Source organism: Paenibacillus sp. G34 (assembly GCF_056856875.1).
In genome coordinates this window covers 1,687,208-1,705,768 of sequence record NZ_CM166469.1, presented here as the reverse complement: position 1 = coordinate 1,705,768, position 18,561 = coordinate 1,687,208, and the positions used below count along the sequence as shown (strand labels likewise).

20 protein-coding genes and 1 pseudogene are annotated in these 18,561 nt (G+C 47.8%); 15 read left to right on the top strand and 6 right to left on the bottom strand.

What is annotated here, in order from left to right:
- Positions 1-146: 146 nt before the first annotated feature.
- From AC1VYS_RS07535 to AC1VYS_RS07520, 4 genes are read right to left on the bottom strand one after another with little or no spacing between them, the layout of a single operon-like run.
- Positions 147-899, bottom strand: a complete 753-nt coding sequence (locus AC1VYS_RS07535; RefSeq protein WP_482934494.1) for a class I SAM-dependent methyltransferase — start codon at positions 897-899, stop codon at positions 147-149.
- Positions 880-2,805 carry a nucleotide sugar dehydrogenase gene (locus AC1VYS_RS07530; RefSeq protein WP_482913688.1) on the bottom strand — a complete coding sequence of 642 codons (1,926 nt, stop codon included), beginning with the start codon at positions 2,803-2,805 and terminating at the stop codon, positions 880-882. The genes AC1VYS_RS07535 and AC1VYS_RS07530 overlap by 20 nt, the downstream gene beginning before the upstream one ends.
- 34 nt (positions 2,806-2,839) lie before the next feature.
- Positions 2,840-3,829, bottom strand: a complete 990-nt coding sequence (locus AC1VYS_RS07525; protein ID WP_482913687.1) for a polysaccharide biosynthesis protein — start codon at positions 3,827-3,829, stop codon at positions 2,840-2,842.
- Between the two features lie 17 nt (positions 3,830-3,846).
- Entirely contained in the window at positions 3,847-4,536 is a 690-nt protein-coding gene (locus AC1VYS_RS07520) for a glycosyltransferase (RefSeq protein ID WP_482913686.1), read from the bottom strand.
- 312 nt (positions 4,537-4,848) lie between these two features.
- Here AC1VYS_RS07520 and AC1VYS_RS07515 point away from each other — a divergent pair, with 312 nt between their 5' ends.
- Positions 4,849-5,559, top strand: coding sequence for a GT-D fold domain-containing glycosyltransferase (locus AC1VYS_RS07515; RefSeq protein ID WP_482913685.1), 711 nt, complete (start codon positions 4,849-4,851; stop codon positions 5,557-5,559).
- A gap of 375 nt (positions 5,560-5,934) precedes the next feature.
- Here AC1VYS_RS07515 and AC1VYS_RS07510 read toward each other — a convergent pair whose 3' ends face one another.
- On the bottom strand, positions 5,935-6,342 hold the full coding sequence (locus tag AC1VYS_RS07510) for a hypothetical protein (protein ID WP_482913684.1): 408 nt from the start codon (positions 6,340-6,342) through the stop codon (positions 5,935-5,937).
- 190 nt (positions 6,343-6,532) lie between these two features.
- On the opposite strand from AC1VYS_RS07510, the gene AC1VYS_RS07505 reads away from it, so the two are divergent.
- The 14 genes and pseudogenes from AC1VYS_RS07505 (at position 6,533) to AC1VYS_RS07440 (ending at position 17,854) form a co-directional block, all read left to right on the top strand.
- A complete protein-coding gene (locus tag AC1VYS_RS07505; RefSeq protein ID WP_482913683.1) occupies positions 6,533-7,666 on the top strand; it encodes an RluA family pseudouridine synthase in 1,134 nt (377 codons plus the stop codon).
- 81 nt (positions 7,667-7,747) lie between these two features.
- The gene (locus tag AC1VYS_RS07500; protein ID WP_482913682.1) at positions 7,748-8,326 is read left to right on the top strand and encodes an SLOG family protein; all 579 of its coding nucleotides are present in this window, start codon (positions 7,748-7,750) and stop codon (positions 8,324-8,326) included.
- Between the two features lie 277 nt (positions 8,327-8,603).
- Positions 8,604-9,422: an adenosylmethionine decarboxylase gene (gene speD, locus AC1VYS_RS07495; RefSeq protein ID WP_482913681.1), complete on the top strand. Its 819-nt coding sequence runs from the start codon at positions 8,604-8,606 to the stop codon at positions 9,420-9,422.
- A gap of 235 nt (positions 9,423-9,657) precedes the next feature.
- Positions 9,658-10,068, top strand: coding sequence for a flagellar basal body rod protein FlgB (flgB, locus tag AC1VYS_RS07490; protein ID WP_482913680.1), 411 nt, complete (start codon positions 9,658-9,660; stop codon positions 10,066-10,068).
- 183 nt (positions 10,069-10,251) lie between these two features.
- Positions 10,252-10,737: pseudogene (locus AC1VYS_RS07485) on the top strand (GNAT family N-acetyltransferase); the annotation flags it as partial.
- 153 nt (positions 10,738-10,890) lie between these two features.
- Positions 10,891-11,313: an NUDIX domain-containing protein gene (locus tag AC1VYS_RS07480; protein WP_482914942.1), complete on the top strand. Its 423-nt coding sequence runs from the start codon at positions 10,891-10,893 to the stop codon at positions 11,311-11,313.
- A 98-nt stretch (positions 11,314-11,411) separates the two neighbouring features.
- Positions 11,412-12,185 (top strand): helix-turn-helix domain-containing protein, encoded by a 774-nt coding sequence (locus tag AC1VYS_RS07475; protein WP_482913679.1) that lies wholly within the window; start codon positions 11,412-11,414, stop codon positions 12,183-12,185.
- Positions 12,186-12,297: 112 nt separating this feature from the next.
- Positions 12,298-12,834, top strand: coding sequence for an ankyrin repeat domain-containing protein (locus tag AC1VYS_RS07470; RefSeq protein ID WP_482913678.1), 537 nt, complete (start codon positions 12,298-12,300; stop codon positions 12,832-12,834).
- Between the two features lie 275 nt (positions 12,835-13,109).
- Entirely contained in the window at positions 13,110-13,625 is a 516-nt protein-coding gene (locus AC1VYS_RS07465; protein ID WP_482913677.1) for a sigma-70 family RNA polymerase sigma factor, read from the top strand.
- A complete protein-coding gene (locus AC1VYS_RS07460; protein WP_482913676.1) occupies positions 13,622-14,953 on the top strand; it encodes a DUF4179 domain-containing protein in 1,332 nt (443 codons plus the stop codon). Before AC1VYS_RS07465 ends, AC1VYS_RS07460 begins: the two co-directional genes overlap by 4 nt.
- A 33-nt stretch (positions 14,954-14,986) precedes the next feature.
- On the top strand, positions 14,987-16,030 hold the full coding sequence (locus tag AC1VYS_RS07455) for a S66 family peptidase (protein ID WP_482913675.1): 1,044 nt from the start codon (positions 14,987-14,989) through the stop codon (positions 16,028-16,030).
- A gap of 68 nt (positions 16,031-16,098) precedes the next feature.
- Positions 16,099-16,404: a hypothetical protein gene (locus AC1VYS_RS07450; protein ID WP_482913674.1), complete on the top strand. Its 306-nt coding sequence runs from the start codon at positions 16,099-16,101 to the stop codon at positions 16,402-16,404.
- A 193-nt stretch (positions 16,405-16,597) separates the two neighbouring features.
- Entirely contained in the window at positions 16,598-17,377 is a 780-nt protein-coding gene (locus AC1VYS_RS07445) for a threonine/serine exporter family protein (protein WP_482914941.1), read from the top strand.
- An 18-nt stretch (positions 17,378-17,395) separates the two neighbouring features.
- A complete protein-coding gene (locus AC1VYS_RS07440) occupies positions 17,396-17,854 on the top strand; it encodes a threonine/serine exporter family protein (RefSeq protein WP_441931033.1) in 459 nt (152 codons plus the stop codon).
- A 135-nt stretch (positions 17,855-17,989) separates the two neighbouring features.
- On the opposite strand, the gene AC1VYS_RS07435 is transcribed toward AC1VYS_RS07440, so the two are convergent.
- Complete coding sequence (locus AC1VYS_RS07435; protein WP_482913673.1) at positions 17,990-18,535, bottom strand: DUF2569 domain-containing protein; 546 nt, start codon at positions 18,533-18,535, stop codon at positions 17,990-17,992.
- Positions 18,536-18,561: the final 26 nt, after the last annotated feature.

Below are 18,561 nucleotides of genomic sequence, written 5' to 3'. Positions count from 1 at the left end.
GGGTCCACATGCTAATGCTACAGTTGCCCATGTCCGCTCAAGTAAGTGGTGTTGGTGTTGGTGTTGGTGTTGGTGTTGGTGTTGGTGTTGGTGTTGGTGTTGGTGTTGGTGCTGGTACTTTTGTTAGTGTTACTACTCTACGCCGCTTACCCTTCCTCATTCTCCTGACGACGTATGCGTTTCAGCTGATCCACGGCACTGTCCAGCGCTTTTTTACGCTGTTTCATGGAGCGTAGATGTTGCTGCTCCAACTCTTCAAAATGAACATGATCCAGTTTCGTCCAGTCCAGCACCTGGTTCAGAGACGGTTTAACATCGAGCTGTATTTTCTGCCGTTTGCGCGCCACACAACATAGATATTTATGATGAACTTCCAGTTTCAATACTTCAAAAAACGGTAATAAACACATCGCCAGATTACTCGCATAGAACGTCTGTTTATGATCATAGAATGGATGATAGCCATAAGGAACGGTAAGGATGAGTGTACCTTCCTCTCCGAGCAGACGATGAACCTGCGATAGCAATGTCTCGGGATGTGCAAAATGTTCCAGCACTTCTCCAAGCAGAACGGTGTCAAACGTTGTTCTCGCCTTCCATTGCGTGATGTCCAGCATGCGAAAATCGACATGGTTGCGGACGGGCTTGGATTCTTTAGCCAGCTCCTCTTGCGCATAGCGGATACTTTCTTCCTCCAAATCCACACCTGTCACCCGAAACCCTTCACGCCCCAGCAAAATAGATGTAATCCCCTGACTGCATCCCACATCCAGAATGCGTTTGCCTCTGGTCTCCCGACACATCCAGTGCACGCGGGTCCTTGTCGCTTCATGAGAATCTTCGGAGTTGATCTGCCCGTAATAACGTTCGTTCACCCGGTCATGATTCGCCATAGCCATCTCCCGTTTTTCCGTGCATTTTTTTCAAGTCTTCATCCGCCTTTGTAACATCACCGGTTCCATAAGGATGATCTTTATCTGTTTCTTTATCTGTTTCTGTTTCTGTTTCTTTCACTTTCTCTGCATCTTCATCTAAGGTAACACTCTCGCGTTTCGTACTCGGGTATCTTTCACTTTCTCCTTTTACATCCGCCCCTGCGAAATCTCCCTCTCTCGTGACCTGACCGCTGTTACTATGACCTTCCGATCCTGCGACTTCATGTCCTGTATCTTGAGAATCCTCTTTCTCCATCCCTTGCTTTTCATACTCTACATGTTCTGTGTCCACATGTTCAGCATCTTCCACAACTTCTACATAATCCACATATTCCTCATGACCTGCATACTCCACATGTTCGGATTGCGCACCCGTATCCCCTTTAGCAACCTTCTCCTTCCCAAAGCTCTCTGAAATCCTGCTGTCATGTCGTTCCGGTTGACCCAGTACAACGATATGGTCTCCGCGGCATCCGGCCGTGGCGTTGCGTGTATCAAAAATCAGTGGTGCATGATCCGCCATCTCCTGGTAATCAAACGCAGAGTGGTCTGTCGTGATGATCACCAGATCGGCCCATGTCCATAATTCGGGCGAAGCAAGCCGGGACTGGAGCATGGAACCATCATCTTGACGGAATACGGGCACCATCGGATCGGTGAAAACAACGTCGGCACCCGCTACGCTCAGCAGCCGGAAGACGTCGAGCGCAGGGGATTCGCGCAGGTCGTCAATGTCTTTTTTGTACGCCATACCTGCCAGTACAACGCGGGCGCCGCGAATAGAATGGCCACGTTGTTCCAGCAGGGCTGTTGCACGCTGAACTACGTGCTCTGGCATTTGCCTGTTGGTCGCATCTGCAAGCTCGATGAACCGTAGCTCCGATCCCTGGCGATTGGCTGCCCAAGATAGATAGATCGGATCAATCGGAATACAGTGCCCTCCAATACCCGGTCCAGGATAAAACGGCATGTACCCAAACGGCTTCGTTGCCGCTGCCTGTAACACTTCCCAGATATCCACGCCCATCTGCTCACAGGCCGGGGTTAACTCATTAACCAGCGCAATGTTTACGCTGCGGAACGTATTTTCGAACAGTTTCGCTGTCTCGGCGACGGTTGTGGAGCTAACCGGCACGACTTCGTTCAGAAACGAGCCGTAGAATTGTGTTCCATAATTCAGACATGCGGGAGTCGATCCGCCGATGATTTTCGGTGTATTTTTCACACCATAATGCACACTGCCCGGATCAACCCGCTCCGGAGAATAACAGACATAGAAATGTTCACCCGCAGTCCAGCCGCACGCTGCTTCTACGGGCTGTTTCACATGCTCTTCCGTCGTGCCTGGATACGTCGTGCTCTCCAGAATGACAAGGCTGCCCTGCTGAAGATAGGGGGTCATCCCCCCCACTGCTGATGAAATATAGGATATATCCGGCTGATGTTTATCCGTTAACGGAGTCGGTACACAGATGACAATGACATCCGCACCTGCGACTGCTGCATAATCGGTGCCTGCCGTTAACAAATTCGCCTCCAGCAGCGTTTGAAGCACCTTATCTTCAATGCCGATAATATACGAATGGCCCGCACGAAGCTTAGCTACTTTGCCTGCATCGATATCAATGCCGTGCACCTGGTAACCGGACTGTGCCATCTCAACGGCCATCGGCAGTCCCACGTAACCAAGACCGATGACAACAGCCTTCAGGGAGCGGTCATGAATGCATTGAAGCGTGGTCTGCTGTGGCTTCGGGTAGAGTTGCTTCAATCGTTGCTGTTTCCGGCCATGGTGCTCTCCTGGAGTCTGTGCCTGTTTCTCCTTTTCGTCTTTATTTTTCTCTTCGGGATTCAGGCTGTTCTCACTCATCTTTTCCACCTCCAAACGTTCCGCCTCCCTTCCGTTAGTCGATATATCCTCCTGCACGCAAAAACGCAGCAATCGCCGGTTTATTCATCATTTCACTGTCAGAGCGATACTGATCAAACTTCACGCGTGGCAGATGATCATAATGTTTCGTAAGACCTTGATCGGCATGCTCCGGCAAAATGACATAATACTGCGCATCGTACTGGCGAGTACGCGGTGCTTCAAATGGCGAGATCAGCACTTCGTGCAGCTTCTCCCCTGGACGGATGCCTGTCACTTTGTAATCGCCTGACGGGCGACCTGCCTGTTCCAGCATGACAGATGCCAGTTCCGTCATGTTGCAAGCTTTCATTTTCATGACGAAGGTCTCTCCGCCCATCGCCGCTTCCGCTGCTTTGAGTAATAAATGAATTGCTTCGGTACGGGTCAGGAAAAAGCGAGTCATGCCTTCGTCTGTAATGGTCAGGCTTTTGCCTTCGTCAATCTGTCTGCGGAACAAAGGTACAACACTGCCGCTTGTGCCCAGAACATTGCCGCCGCGGATACATACAAACCGGGTCTTCTCGCTCAGCCAGTTGGCACGAATCATCATTTTTTCGCCCAGTGCTTTGGTCATGCCATATACGTTAATCGGATCGACTGCCTTGTCGGTGGATACGTCAATGACTTTCGGAATCCCCATACGGATGGCCGCCCGAATAATATTCTGAGTTCCAATCACATTTGTTTTAAATGCTTCATCCGGCTGATCTTCACAGACCGGAACATGCTTGAGCGCGGCCAGATGAAAGAGCACATCTACGCCTTGGCACGCTTCCTCCACTGCCCGGTAATCTCGAATATCTCCAATGATAAAACGCAGACGCGGATCATGATTAAACTCCCGCTGCATTGCAATCTGGGCATACTCGTTCCGAGATAGCAACCGAATCTCCGCCGGGTTCTGCGCAAGCAGTACCTCCGTTAGCTTCTGACCCCAGGAGCCAGTTCCTCCGGTGACCAGAATCGTTTGTCCTTGAATCATGGATGAATCCCTCCTGTTCAGATCATAAATTCACGTAAAACCTGTGCCATCTCCTCGCGGCTTAAGCGGTCTTTAGGCGGTACTTTTTTGACGGACGTATTGCTGGAATGCACGATATTGACATAGTTCCGCGGAGCAAGCAGTTCATGTGGCAAGTCGATTACGTTCCCATGCGTGCCTCGGCCCGGAAGCTTCACACGATATCCAGAGGCATACTCCGCTGTCTTATAGAGATAGACATAAAATTGAGGGGAGCGGTGAAATGCCGGAGCCATCTCGTTGTTCACACTGTCCCACAGATAACCATTCTGATTAATCAACGCCATCGTTTCTGGCTGAGGCTGCACATCATAGAGCTGTTGCACAAATGTTTTGTGATACAGATCATCCGAATCCAGACGGGCAATATAGATGTTTTCTACGTCTTTAGCAAACTCCAGAATCGCACGTACACTCTCGATATGGGTTCCAAAACGAATATTCGAAGGCAGCGGCTCCTGGCTCGCCAAAATCTCCTGCATCAGTTCCCCGGATTCTTTGGAAAGCTTCACCACTGTCAAGAAATCTTGATTGGTCTGAGCCTTGAGACAATGCAATGTAAATGTGCGAAAAATCGTCATACGACGCTCCAGCCATTCGCGGGTCAGCCGCTGCGGATCTAACCCGTAGTTATTGAAGTTAATCTCAATTACAACTTTCCTGGACATACCCTTCCTCCTCATGAACGCTGTAAGCCTATATGGCGAGTACAGACGTTTTCATAGTTTTTTTAGAATGAAATCTCGTATCTACGAAACTCGTTCCTCGCGCTGATCGCTTACACTTCAATTCTCTTAAATGCCAGCACTGTATAACGTATGAACTCCTGAACATTCCGGCACCGACATATGTACTGATTTTCTTATAAATAGATTGATATACACCCCAAGTTATCTCTTGGAGGTCGAACGCACAGATCACGGTTTCTCTCGCGACATAGAATAGAGGAGCTTGATTTTCAAAGGGGGCAGGCATTCGGTATGAATTCTACTTATCTAGAAATGCAGGACGTGCTGGATCAGCTTGAAGCAGCTTTGCAAGAGAAGCGTCCATTCTCACTGGTGCGTGTGGGGGATGGTGAAAATATCGTGATGTCGCAAGAATCCGTATGGCCTATGGAACAGGTACTCCAAGAGCGCTGGGCGGTCAAAGCCAATCTCGGACAAAAGGGACTGCGGCTTCCCAACCTGAAGATGCGGGACGAAGTCGCTGCTTCGTTGAAAAGAGCCAGCATTGTCGGTGTCCTTCCGCGTGGAGACAGCACCATCAAGGCTCCCGATTATCTCAAGCGGCCGCTAACGGATATGATCTTTGCTCACTACGGCATCGCGCCTGCGCTGACCTGTCATGCTTGTGTGAATCGTGAACTTGTGCAAGTACCGCGGTTCTGGCAGATGCTTGCCGGCAAACGTGTGTTGCTTGTAACGCGTGAACTGGATGAGTTACAGGCCGCACTCGTTAAGGAGCCTTATCACCTCGACATCGTAAGTACGTTAGCGTTTGACAACTATGATCAGATGGATGAGACCTTGCAATGGATTCAAACGCATCCGAATGATTTTGATGTTGCTCTGTTCTCTTGCGGGGTTAACGCCGTCATTCTTGCAGAACGAACAGCGGCACTTACTGGTAAAGTCGCCATCGATTTTGGCAAAGCCAACAATATGATTTTGAAAGGACGCGCCAACTAAGCTCCAGCTATTGTTTTCCGTTTTTTCTTCATACCCATGATCGTCAGCTCTACTTGTATTTCTACTTCTCTCTCCTTGTATCTCAATGTTCTTCGAATCTATCGTTGATATATCCATGCCCTTCAGATCTTGCTTTATCTATAACTCAAAATCCCCGCCTACCAAGGCGGGGATTTTGAGTTATATCTCGATTGGAATGATCTTGATTGCAATGTAGCTGAAACGGGTACGACAAACGTTACTATAAGATTGAATGACATCGAGCATGAATGATATTCATAACGCGGATCGCATGTGACCTAACTTCGCCTATTCGTTCTCTAAAATCTCTCTAAAGTCTCTCTAACATCTCTCTATAGTCTGTCCCGTCTTCCTTTAGTTTGTCGCAGCAATACCGTAGAACATCTCCGGTCCGGTTCGCACAGCTGTGGATACACCGGAGATGAATGACGTATATACATTTTCCAGCGCTGGTGGTGCAGCCAGATCCTGAGCTGTAAACGAATGGAACTCGGCACCGCCATTTTGCCCGACCGTTCCTTCTGCTCGATAGATGATGAAGAACGGATCGTACACAAAACCACGCACGATCTCTACTACAAACGTATCGCCCAGTTCTCCCGTAACACCCACCGTGCCGTTGAAGGTAATGATCGGATTAATGACCCCCTGGGTTTGAAGACCGATTACACCGAAAGGTTCAGGGGATTCAGACAAAGGTAATCCCGGTGCCCCTACGTATCCCGAGTTCTCCGAGGTTCTCATATCGAGAAACACGCCCATGAAGTAACACCTCCAATGCTATGGGATAACATATTCTATGAAACTGACAACTCTTCGGATTGGATGGTTTGCAGATTTGATGAACCTATTTTTAATTCCGCGCGGTTAATGGTATATTGAACTGCATAACGAAATGAACGGATCGTATGTACACAAAGGGTACAAGCTGTTCAGAAGGAGATAGTCATTCATGAATAAACGTAAACGCGCAAGCAACGGTACATCTGCCAAAGGGAAATCATACGGAGGCTCCTCCAAGTCGCGTTCCGGCCATCCTGGCACTTCATCATCCAAACCAAATTCCCCTCGTTCGGGAGAGGATACGAGTAAGGTTTCGGCTTCCCATTCGTCCGTGGCGCCTGCAAAAAACGGTGGCAAAGGAAGCAAACCGGCTAAGGCATCCAAGCGTCCAGGCAATGCACATTATCGCAAGTCCGAACCGCCAAGGCAGTACAAAGTAACGGAGCCGGATGAACTGCTGAATTTCCTACTGAAGCATATAAAGTCAGGACGTAATGCGGTGAAGTCCATTTTGGGACGTGGGCAAGTATCCGTAAATGAGAAAGTTGTGACCAAGTTTAACGAGCCGTTGACACCTGGACAGATCGTGTTCATCAGCAAAGAAGGCGCAGTTGCCGCTCCTTCCCTGACGGGCATCAACATTTTGCATGAAGACGACGACATCATTGTGATTCGCAAGGAAGCTGGACTGCTATCCATCGCGGCTGACAAAAGCGACGATCTGACCGCTTATCGCCAACTTATGACACATGTGCGTCGTACCAATGAACTGAACCGGATTTTCATCGTGCATCGTCTGGATCGGGATACCTCGGGTGTGATGATGTTTGCCAAAAGTGAAGAGGTTCAGCAACAGCTGCAAAATAACTGGAAAGAAAACGTACAAGACCGTGTTTATGTCGCACTGGTTGAAGGCGCAGTAGCTCAGGAAGAAGGCACCATCTCCTCTTGGCTGAAGGAAACCAAAACGCTGAAGATGTACTCCAGTCCCCGTCCAAACGATGGGCAGCATGCAATTACGCACTATAAACGTCTGAAGTCGAACCGTGAGTTCTCCCTGCTGGAGGTTCGTCTGGAAACGGGCCGTAAAAATCAGATTCGTGTGCACATGGAAGACCTGGGGCATCCGATTGCAGGGGATCGTAAATACGGCGCACGCACAAGAGATCTTGGACGTCTGGGACTCCATGCGCGTGTACTGTCATTTATTCATCCAACAACAGGCAAGCTCATGACATTCGAAACGGATATTCCGAAGCCATTCCTGTATCCGTTCCGCGGAGAAGCTACACCTGCACAATAACGTGCTCATACAAAGACGGACGGAATGCTGCAATGCTGTATCACACCGTGACTCCATTCGTCTAAAAGGAGGTGCTCACGTTTGCAAAACCTGTTTATTACCGGTTACCGTGCACATGAACTACAAATTTTTGGCCAGAAACATGAAGGCATTCCCTATATAAAAAAAGCCATCGCCTCCCGCCTTACTCCGCTTGTCGAAGACGGACTGGAATGGGTGCTTACCCCCGGTCAATACGGGGTTGACCTGTGGGCCTGCGAGGTTGTGCTTGAGCTGAAACAGAGCTATCCACATCTGAAACTGTCGATCATTACTGCTTTTCAGAACCCGGAGGAACAATGGAAAGAAGACAAACAGGAATATTACCGCTCCATTCTGGCTGGGGTAGATTATTATGGTGCAATTAGCAAACAACCCTACATCGGGCCGTGGCAGTTCACTGCACGGGACGATCTGCTGCTGCGCAAAAGCGACGGCCTGCTGCTCGTCTATGACGAAGATGCCGGAGAAGGCAGTCCACGTTTTGTGAAGGAAAAAGCAATCAAAAAACAGCAAAACGAGCATTACCCCATCATTACGGTCACTTCCGAGGACATTCAGTCAGTCGCGGAGGAAGAACGCATGAATGATTTTGCTTATGATGGGGATATGCCCTTCTAACTGTACAGCAAATGCTGTGCAGTTTTTTTTGCGATCTTGATGGACTCCGTTCTATTGGACTGGGCCCGGACTGGCCCTGTTATCCGACTGCATTTCGGGATCGGTGAGATGTTATACATCAATCTAAGACAGTGTTCATCGGTGTTTAGGGTGTTTATAGGAAATTGCCCTGCTCGCCCCAAATGGGAAACTCATGTTTTTTTTCGGTCTATGTTGGGTATAAAAAGTATTAAAACTGCGATTTCTATGTCGTATGGGACAAAGGGGAACTGCAACCATGACTTTAACGCCAGAGCAGCGTATCCAGCTGCACGGGTTCAATAACCTGACCAAGTCACTCAGTTTCAATATGTACGATATCTGTTACACCAAGACCAAAGAAGAACGTGAAGCTTACATTGAATATATCGATGAACAATATAACGCAGACCGGCTGACTCATATTTTGAAAAATGTATCGGACATCATCGGCGCACACGTCCTGAATGTCGCACAGCAGGATTATGTGCCGCAGGGCGCGAGTGTTACGATGCTGGTATCGGAAGGCCCGATCGTCGAGATTCCCGAGGAATCCTTCGATGAATCGCCGGGTCCCCTGCCCGATAATGTAGTCATGCAGCTGGACAAAAGCCACATTACCGTTCATACTTATCCCGAATTCCACCCCAGCGAAGGCATCAGCACGTTTCGTGCCGATATCGATGTGTCGACCTGTGGTGAGATTTCACCGCTGAAGGCGTTGAATTACCTGATTCATTCGTTTGATACGGACATTATGATTATGGATTATCGCGTGCGTGGTTTTACAAGGGATACGAGCGGGCGCAAGCTGTTTATTGACCATGAGATCAGTTCGATCCAGAACTATATCCCGGACGAGATCAAAAGCGGTTTTGATATGATTGACGTGAACGTTTATCAGGAAAACATTTTCCACACGAAATGTAAGCTGAAGCAATTCGATCTGGATAATTATCTGTTTGGATACACCAAGGACAAGCTGAGCCAAGCGGAACAACAGGAAATCACCGAGTGGCTGAAGCTGGAGATGGACGAAATTTATTATGGCAAAAATATTAACCGCTCTTCGGAGTAGAATGGAATAGAACAAAACGAGGACTAAAGACAATACAGATGAGTGAGTATCGGCTTCCAGAATAGAAGTTGGCTCTCATATGTTTGTCTTTTTTTTCGTTGCCTGTTAACAAGTTGTTGACCGGATATGATATCCACGGATGCTTAATGCTGATCTTAATCAGCTTGACAGTGTGTGGGCGAATTTCTTAAAATAGAGAGAACTGCATTCCGATGTGGTGAAGGAGGATCGAGGCATGTTCGAAACGAATACGACCAAGCGTAATGAATCCCTTTTGCAAGCTTTAAATGCCAGACACGCAGCCATCACGAACAACATCGCCAACGCAGATACACCCAATTACAAAAAAACAACCGTTGAGTTTCAAGATGAACTTAGACGTATCATCGAGAACGGTAATACCGGACAACTCAGGATGCAACGGACACATGAGAAACATTTTCCAGTCAGCAATCCGAATGCGTCCATCGTTCAGTATCGGGTTATGCAGAACAATGAAACAGCCATGAACAATAACAACAACAATGTAGATATTGACCGTGAGATGGCCATGCTTTCCGAGAATCAACTTATGTATAACTACATGGCTGATCGCGTCAGCGGACATTATAAAAAAATGAAAAATTTATTGAATGATTTAAAATAATGCGTAGCAGCCCTTGCGGCTGTTTTTTTGTGTGAAAATGTCTGTTCCCCGTTCCCTTTGCTCTGAGCCTAACCACCTCTTCGTCGCCAAGCCTTGGTGATCAACGTGTAAGTTCGGTAATATTTTCAACTGTAGTATAATGGTAAAGACGAAGAAACTTATATCCTGTAAAAGAGGTGCAACATGGCTCGTCAATACAATGCTTTTCAAGGCTCTAAGGTTAGACTCGCGCCACCCTGCCCCGAAGATCGTGTTCAGATCGCACATTTCACCGAGAACTATGATTATATGCGTAACATGGATACAGATATTGCGACTCCACAAACATCGGATGAAACAGGAGCGTCTTCGGTTCGCAACGGTCAAGATTTCGAATTTGCACTGCGCACCTTGGAGGATAACCGCTTTATCGGATTTGTCGCCATCTATCGGATTGAATGGAACAATCGCTCTGCACATTTGGCTATTGGTATTGGGGATGAGCGCGATCGTGGTAAGGGTTATGGTAGTGACGCACTCAATCTCATTCTGCGGTATGCATTCCATGAATTGAACCTGAATCGCATCGCTCTGGACGTCATCGAATACAACGAAATCGCAAGGGGAGCGTACTTGAAAGCCGGATTCCGCGAAGAAGGTCGACATCGTGCTGCGGTGCTGCGGGACGGTACACAATACGATCTGATTTCGATGAGTATTTTGGCAGCAGATTGGTCTGCTCAGACCGGGTATCCGGTTTCATTTCAACCAGGTGTTGTAATACAGGACGATTGCACGGCAGACTCTGCCAGTGTCAGCAACACTTCCGATGTTGTTCCCCAAATTGGCGTAGGTGCTGTAATCCTTAATGAACGAAACGAAGTGCTGCTAGTCTGGCGAAATCGTGCCCCGGAGCAGCATACCTGGAGCATTCCCGGTGGAAAAGTCGATGCGTATGAAACACTGGAAACGGCTGTTATACGTGAGATCAAAGAAGAGGTCAATCTACATATTGCCATCGGCGGTCTTCTCTGTACTGCAGAAACCATTCGTCCTGAATTACAGGAACATTGGATCTCCATGATCTACTCTACTAAAGTAATCGACGGGGTGGCTCGCAATCTGGAAGAAGGCGGAGCGATCGGCGAGGTCGGCTGGTTCCCGCTCCATGCGCTACCTTCGCCTCTTGCCAGCTTTGCCATCCCGGCATTGGAGGCAGCGAAGCGGCAATACACACAGAGACATGACACCGATATCTCACAATGAATACCTCTACGGGGAATACATTAACGCAACGCACCGTCCCTTTCATATTGCACGAATCCAGAGCTCGGTTCGACTGGAGAGGTCGAGGAGCTCTTTCATTGAAAACCTTTCGTTACGGAACCTCGTTATATGAAGCGGGCCATGGACATTTTTCCGTAGGACATGATCGATATTTACTCCTGAACGAAGGACAGGAATATCAGTTGCATATTGATTCACCTGTGCCCGTCGAATCTTTCTGCATCTTTTTTCCTCCTGGTATGGTTGAAGAGGTCGGGCGGAATGTCTCAAGCAGTGATCGCTATCTTCTGGATGAGCCTTATGCTCTGTCCTCTGCTGGTTCAATGGATTGGGTGGAACGAACATATTCGATGGAAGATCCATTGGGTACTGTGCTTGCACGGCTGCGTTCGTCCCACGTTTCTGAGCCCCTGGATGCCTGGGGATTGGAGGAGCAGCTTCACCAGCTTGCGTTACATATGCTCGTCTTACATCGTCAGATTCGCTGTGAAATAGACCAGCTTGATATGGTGAGACCTTCTACCAGGAACGAATTATATCGCAGAATCTACATTGCACATGAGTACATGACAGCCTACTATAGTCAGCCTATTACACTTGCAGAGACTGCCTCAGCCGCACAGTTGTCTGTAAATCATTTTCTTCGAAATTATAAGAAGCTTTTTGGCATTTCGCCGCATCAATTTTTGACAGAACGCAGGCTTCAAGCTGCCTGCCAGCTGTTATCAGACTCCGATCTCCCCGTCACGGAGATCTGTTATAGAGTCGGATTTGAGAGCTTAGGCTCGTTTAGCTCCCTTTTCTCCAGACGATTCCATCTCTCCCCTTCGCAGTATCGGATAAAAAGGTGATTATCGATAAGCGCCGCTAATATAAACTGTGTATCATGAAGTTAGCTCTGGATTCGCTTATGAACCAGCAACACAACCTAATATATCTATACGAACGTGGAGGTTATTACAAATGACAGATGAGAAACTGCAAACAGAACAGGTAGATCAGCTATTTCAAGCCGCACAGGATGGTGACGTGGCGAAACTTCAGTCACTGCTTCAAGCACGCCCCGACCTGGCAAACACCAATAATAAGGATGGACTGACACCTCTCGGATATGCCGCACATTTTGGACAAACCGAAAGTGTACATACCCTTATTGAGCATAAGGCTGATGTAAATGCCATCTCCCGCTCTCTTGTTTCTTTCATTCCTTGTAACACAGCCTTGCACGCTGCACTGGCTGGTGAACGTTCGGCGGAAGTAATCCGTCTATTGTTGGAACACGGAGCATCTACGAGCATCCCTGACAGTGATGGACAGCATGCACTGCACACCGCGGCCTTTCATACCGATCAGACCGTGATTATCGACATGTTGCTTGAATATGGAGCCGATCCCAAGGTGACTAATTCTTCTGGCGAAACAGCACAGGACATTGCGGAGCAACGAGGTAACAACTCTGTAGCGGTTCGATTGCAGGAAGTAGTGGCGAAGCTTATCTGAGATAAATAGATAGAGGGATTCAGCAACTTTACCTTGTGACTCCATGCTGCACTCGGGACACGAAACAGTACCAGAAACTAAATTTTAGGGTACGCTTATAACCGTTAGACTCTTTTTGGAGCAGCAATGCCCATAGGAGATCTACCGGTTTTTTGCTGTATAATGCAATATAAACTTTTCTGAAACGCAATAAATTCATATTTTTTCAAAATACAAGAACCGTTTGGCAGCTTTCTCTGTCTAATACGAAACAACATCAGCAAAGGAGGAGCCTTGTGACCCCTACCGAACTTACGCGAGCTGCACAAAAAGGGGATGCTGCAGCGTTTGCAGCCTTAATGGAGATGCATCAGAACCGTTTGTATCGGATCGCCTATGCTTATCTGCAAAATGATGGCGATGCACTGGAAGCGATACAGGAAGCAACCTACCGCGCATACCGCAAACTCAAAAAACTGAAAGAACCTACTTATTTCAGTACATGGCTTATCCGCATCCTTCTGAATTATTGTGCAGATGAGCGCAAACGCAAAATACGTTTCAGTCCCGTCACGGAAATTCGGGAATCCGGCCGCTGGGATCGTCCTGAGGATCCAGATCTTGCCGCTGCAGTAGCTACACTTGAACCGGAATACAAACAAATTATTATTCTAAGTTATTTCGAAGGTTTCTCGCTGACCGAAGTCGCTGACATTCTCGAAATCCCGGCAGGCACGGTCAAATCACGACTGCACCGCGCGCTCGGTAAGCTCCGGGATCAACTTGAACCGAAAGGAGAACAATCATCATGACCGACGAACACAATCCGTTCGAAGCACTGGAGGCACGTCTTCAAGAACGCAAGGCCGAATACGATACGATGCACGTCCCCGATCTGGCAGCATCACAAGCTGTTCAGGCCGGAATACGCCAAGCTTCGCATAAACGAAAAACGAAGCTGCGCTGGTTAACAAGCTCTATTTCGGCAGCTGCCTTGATTTTATTGTTCACAGGCTGTATTCGGGTGTCCCCTGCCTTTGCGTCCTTTGTCGAACAGCTGCCTGGCATGGAAGGTGTCGTCAGCCTGATCCGGCAGGATAAAGGATTAATGATGGCGATCGATCAGTCCCTGTTACAAAAAGTCGGAATCACCGACGAGCATGACGGGGGCTCTGTAACCGTGGAAGGTATTATCACAGACGACTCGCGCATGGTTATTTTTTATAAGATGAAAGGCATGAAAGATACAGAGAAGTTCGACTATGACATCGACTTGCTTGATGGAAATGGTAAACAGCTTCCTGTTGCCTTTAGCTATGCATCACCCAAACAGCCTTCAGAAGGTCAAGATTACGAGGATATTATTGACGTATCGTTTAATGAATCTTTGCCACCCGATCAACTGACGGTTGTGTTTAAGAACCGCGTAGAAAAAACAAATAATACGTGGAAGGTCACCTTCCCGGTCGATCATAATCTAACTAAAAACATGAAAAAGATAGTTCCTGTTAATCAAACTATTACGCTGGACGGGCAACGCTTTACTGTTGAACAGGCCACCTTATATCCGACAAGGCTTGTTCTGGATATAAAGCATGATGCAAATAACACCAAAAAAATCTTCGGAATCAATGATCTTCAATTAGTTGATGAACAAGGCCGTGCTTGGCGAACAGACGGAGCTTCCATAGGGGGCTATGAGACTTCTGTTTTCTTTGAAAGCATGTACTTCTCGATTCCAAAGAAACTAACCTTGCAAGGATCTGGACTTACAGCACTCGATAAGGATAAACTGATGATTAATATTGATCCGTCATCCAAATTAATCGAAGGCGGACCGCGAGACATAACTCTTCTTGACTATAAGACTCAAGGTAATGACACCATCATGCATTTTTCCGTTGCCAATACTGAAAATGGGACCTCAGGACTCTCTTTCACCAATATCAAAGACAGCATCGGAAAAGGTTTTGAAGTAAAAGAAGCGGGATGGAGCCCTTCCTATGAACATCGTGCAGCGGAAGCATGGATTACCATAGCTAATGGAGCTGCGGCAAAAGGAAAACTGAACATGGAAATTTTCTCTTATCCTGTTCAAATCCGTTCCCCGTTCTCCTTAGAGATACCTGTGAACAAATAAGCCATCAACCTGCAAAGAAAGGTGTGTTATAAGATGAACCAGCATTCCATCCGTTATCCGCAACCACTCGTTAAGGGCGACATAATTGGTGTGGCCGCACCGTCCAGTGGTGTAGGCGAGTCTATGCATCGTCATTTGGAAGAAAGCAAACATCATATGGAGCGTCTCGGCTTCAACATTAAGGAAAGTCCTTCCGTGCGTCACAACGACAAATGCGTCAGTGGCCCTAAAGAAACTCGTGCCGCAGAACTGAACGCATTTATGCTTGATCCTGGTATAAATGCAATCATTCCTCCATGGGGCGGACAGTTTCTAATGGATATTCTGCCGCTCTTGGACTGGGAGGCACTGAAAAAATCATCTCCCAAATGGATTTTAGGTTACTCGGATACGAGTACATTCCTGTTCGCTTACACATTGTTGACAGGAACAGCTTCAGCCCATGGTACTAATTTTATAGATCTCCGGTTAAGTGAGCAGTGTGCTGTTACTTCTCGCTGGTTGAATGTATTACAGACCTGTGCTGGTGAAGAGATTACACAAACTTCCTCCACGCATTATCAATCCAAATGGAACATGGCATTACCCGGATTCATTCTGGATACGCCATCCCGTTGGAAGCTACTTGGAGCATCCGAAGGTACGAATGAACTAACTAGCTTTTCCGGACGATTACTTGGAGGTTGCATGGATACCATTACATGCCTGATCGGTACTCCCTTTGCACCGGTAGAAGATTATTTGCATCAGTACTGCGCTGACGAGGGGACGATCTGGTATCTGGAAAGCTGTGAGATGGACGCAAGTGATATCTATCGCCGCCTGTGGCAGATGAGACAAGCCGGCTGGTTTGCCGGTGCAAATGGTTTCCTGTTTGGGCGACCTGACGGTTATTCCGACACAGATGATTTTACGTTTATTGATGCGTTGTCTTCTGCGCTGGGTGATCTGAACGTGCCTATCCTCTATGATGTGGACTTGGGTCACCTTCCGCCTCAGATGACTTTCGTGAATGGTGCATTGGGTCAGGTAAGGTACGAAGATGGCAGCGGAACACTGCACACGACATATGTGTAATCACCTTTTGTAGGCAGATGCATACCTTGAAGTAAGAATGATTTTATTTCGAGGAAGGGTTGTGCATCATGTCTGAATCACCATCCACACCAACCACTCGTGTTGTATACCAAGCCAATCAACCAGTGCTGCAATCCGTTCAAAGCGTGCGGAATATGCTGCATCATACGGTTCGTCAACATGTCGGCCAAAAAGTACAAGTTCAGAACATGGACGGTCAAGTCTGGGAAGGTGTCATTATTAGTGCAGACCGCGGAATTCTTTACCTGCAGGTGACACCAATGCATGGTTACCCTGAACCACGCGCCTTGTTTGGTCCAACGATACTGCCACTGGTGCTGTATGAATTGCTTGTTATCACCCTATTAATGTAGGCCAAAAGGCTTCGTCTCTTTCCTTTCGGGATTTGGGCGAAGCTTTTTATTACATGTCCCAGGATTGCTTGTGAGCGTGTGAAATATGATACAATGGTGTCGGTACCACGCCTTATTTCATATGAAACGGAGTTTGATCCGGTTGGAATACATACGTCATGAACCAACCTCTCCTGTTGAATCCGAACCGGAGATGCGTAACCAAAGTCAACATGCTGTTACTAAACCGTCTGAGCAATCCCAAGTCATCGCCATCTGTTTGCTTGCCGGCAAAATCATGCTGCAAAGTGGTGGGGAAACGTATCGTGTGGAAGATACAATGAAACGGATGGCTGCAGCGCTCGGATTGCCTCACTCACACAGTTATGTCGTGCCTACTGGCATCTTTTTCTCTGTAGATGCCACGGAGCCCGCGAAGCTGATTCGGATCTCTGAGCGTACAACAGATCTCGATAAAGTGTCTGAAGTTAACGCCGTCTCACGTCGCATCGGCCAAGGACAACTGAAGGTTCAAGAAGCCCATGATCTGCTGCTGGAGATTGAACGAAAACCATCAGGTTATTCGTACGCTGTGCAGCTAGGCGCTGCTGCCTTATCCAGTGCCTGCTTTACCATTATGTTTGGCGGAGGCTGGGGAGACTTTCTTCCGGCACTCATCTGCGGCGGAATCGGTTACGCCGCAGTCATCCTTTTTCACCGCTGGGTGCGCGTCAAATTCTTTGCTGAGCTCACGGCCTCCTTTGTCATCGGCATGCTCGCCTTTTTCCTCGTGTATGTTGGTGCAGGCTTTGAGCGGGACAAAATTATTATCGGTTCTGTCATGCCGCTCGTTCCAGGACTGCTCATTACCAATGCTGTACGCGACTTGATGGCTGGGCATCTCGTATCCGGTTTATCTAAGGGTGCCGAAGCTTTTCTGACTGCCTTTGCCATCGGTACCGGCATTGCTGTTGTGTTTTCACTTTTGATGTAAGACGGAGGGTTGCAGGATATGCTGCATTTTATTGGACAAGCCTTAACCAGCTTTGTCGCGTCAGCCGCATTTGGCATTATTTTTAATGCGCCTAGACGTATGCTGCTTCATGGCGGCTTTGTCGGGATGATTGGCTGGATTATCTATATTGTGCTGGAGTATGCAGCAGATGCTGTTCCAGCCACACTTGCCGCAACGATTGCCGTAGGTGTAATCAGTCAGCTGTTCTCCCGCATGTTCCGCGCTCCTGTCATTATTTTTAGTGTAGCAGGCATTATTCCTCTCGTGCCAGGAGGACTGGCGTATAATGCAATGCGCAGTTTTGTACAAAATGACTATAGTGCTGCCATGGGAATGGCGGCCAAAGCACTTATGTTATCGGGTGCTATCGCCGTAGGACTTGTATTATCCGAGGTGTTAAACCAGCTGATTCAAAGCATATCTCGTTCAGCCCGCGTAAAATCAACCACTAAATGACCTCTCCGGGTCCGGTTCAGGATATCACCAAAAAAGCCCATGGCCTGCAAGCCGGATTTTTAATTACACTCCGATCTTGCAGATCATGGGTCTTTTCGTTTTTGCATCAGATCAGAGTAACGAACCTCATCTCCTCTACTTGATAAACGTATTTTTTACGCGTACCGACTTCAGAAAATACGGTATAAAAATACAGCACGTTAGCAGTGAGCGAACAATCAGGTGAAATGCAGGTGTTGCATCCAGCACATGTTCTTCCCTTCCCACCTCGCTCTGAGCGATAAGAATCCAGGTAGCGATACCGATCACCAGATTGACAATGTACTGTACAATCATCAACCGCGGGAAAAGCCGCTTTCTTCGGTATAAAAGAACAAGATTCACAATAACGATGACGAATAGAATAACGCTGCTGATGAAGCCAAACCACAGAAGTGGCCGGATGACTTCCGCATAAAGCTGCGGATCAACACCGCGACTGCCTTCCCAGCGTGCCGGGTCCAAGATCACCGTAACCTGTGAAATATCCGAGAATAGAAAAACCAGCGAGGCCCACAGACTAATCTGGATTAAAATCAACCACCCGCCCAGGCCAGAGATACCTGGAAGTTCAGGCCGGGTGCCGCTTCTGGATGAACCCATCTCCAGTTCATCATCCTGCTTACCATATCGACTATCCATGATATCCTCCTTATAACAATATGAGA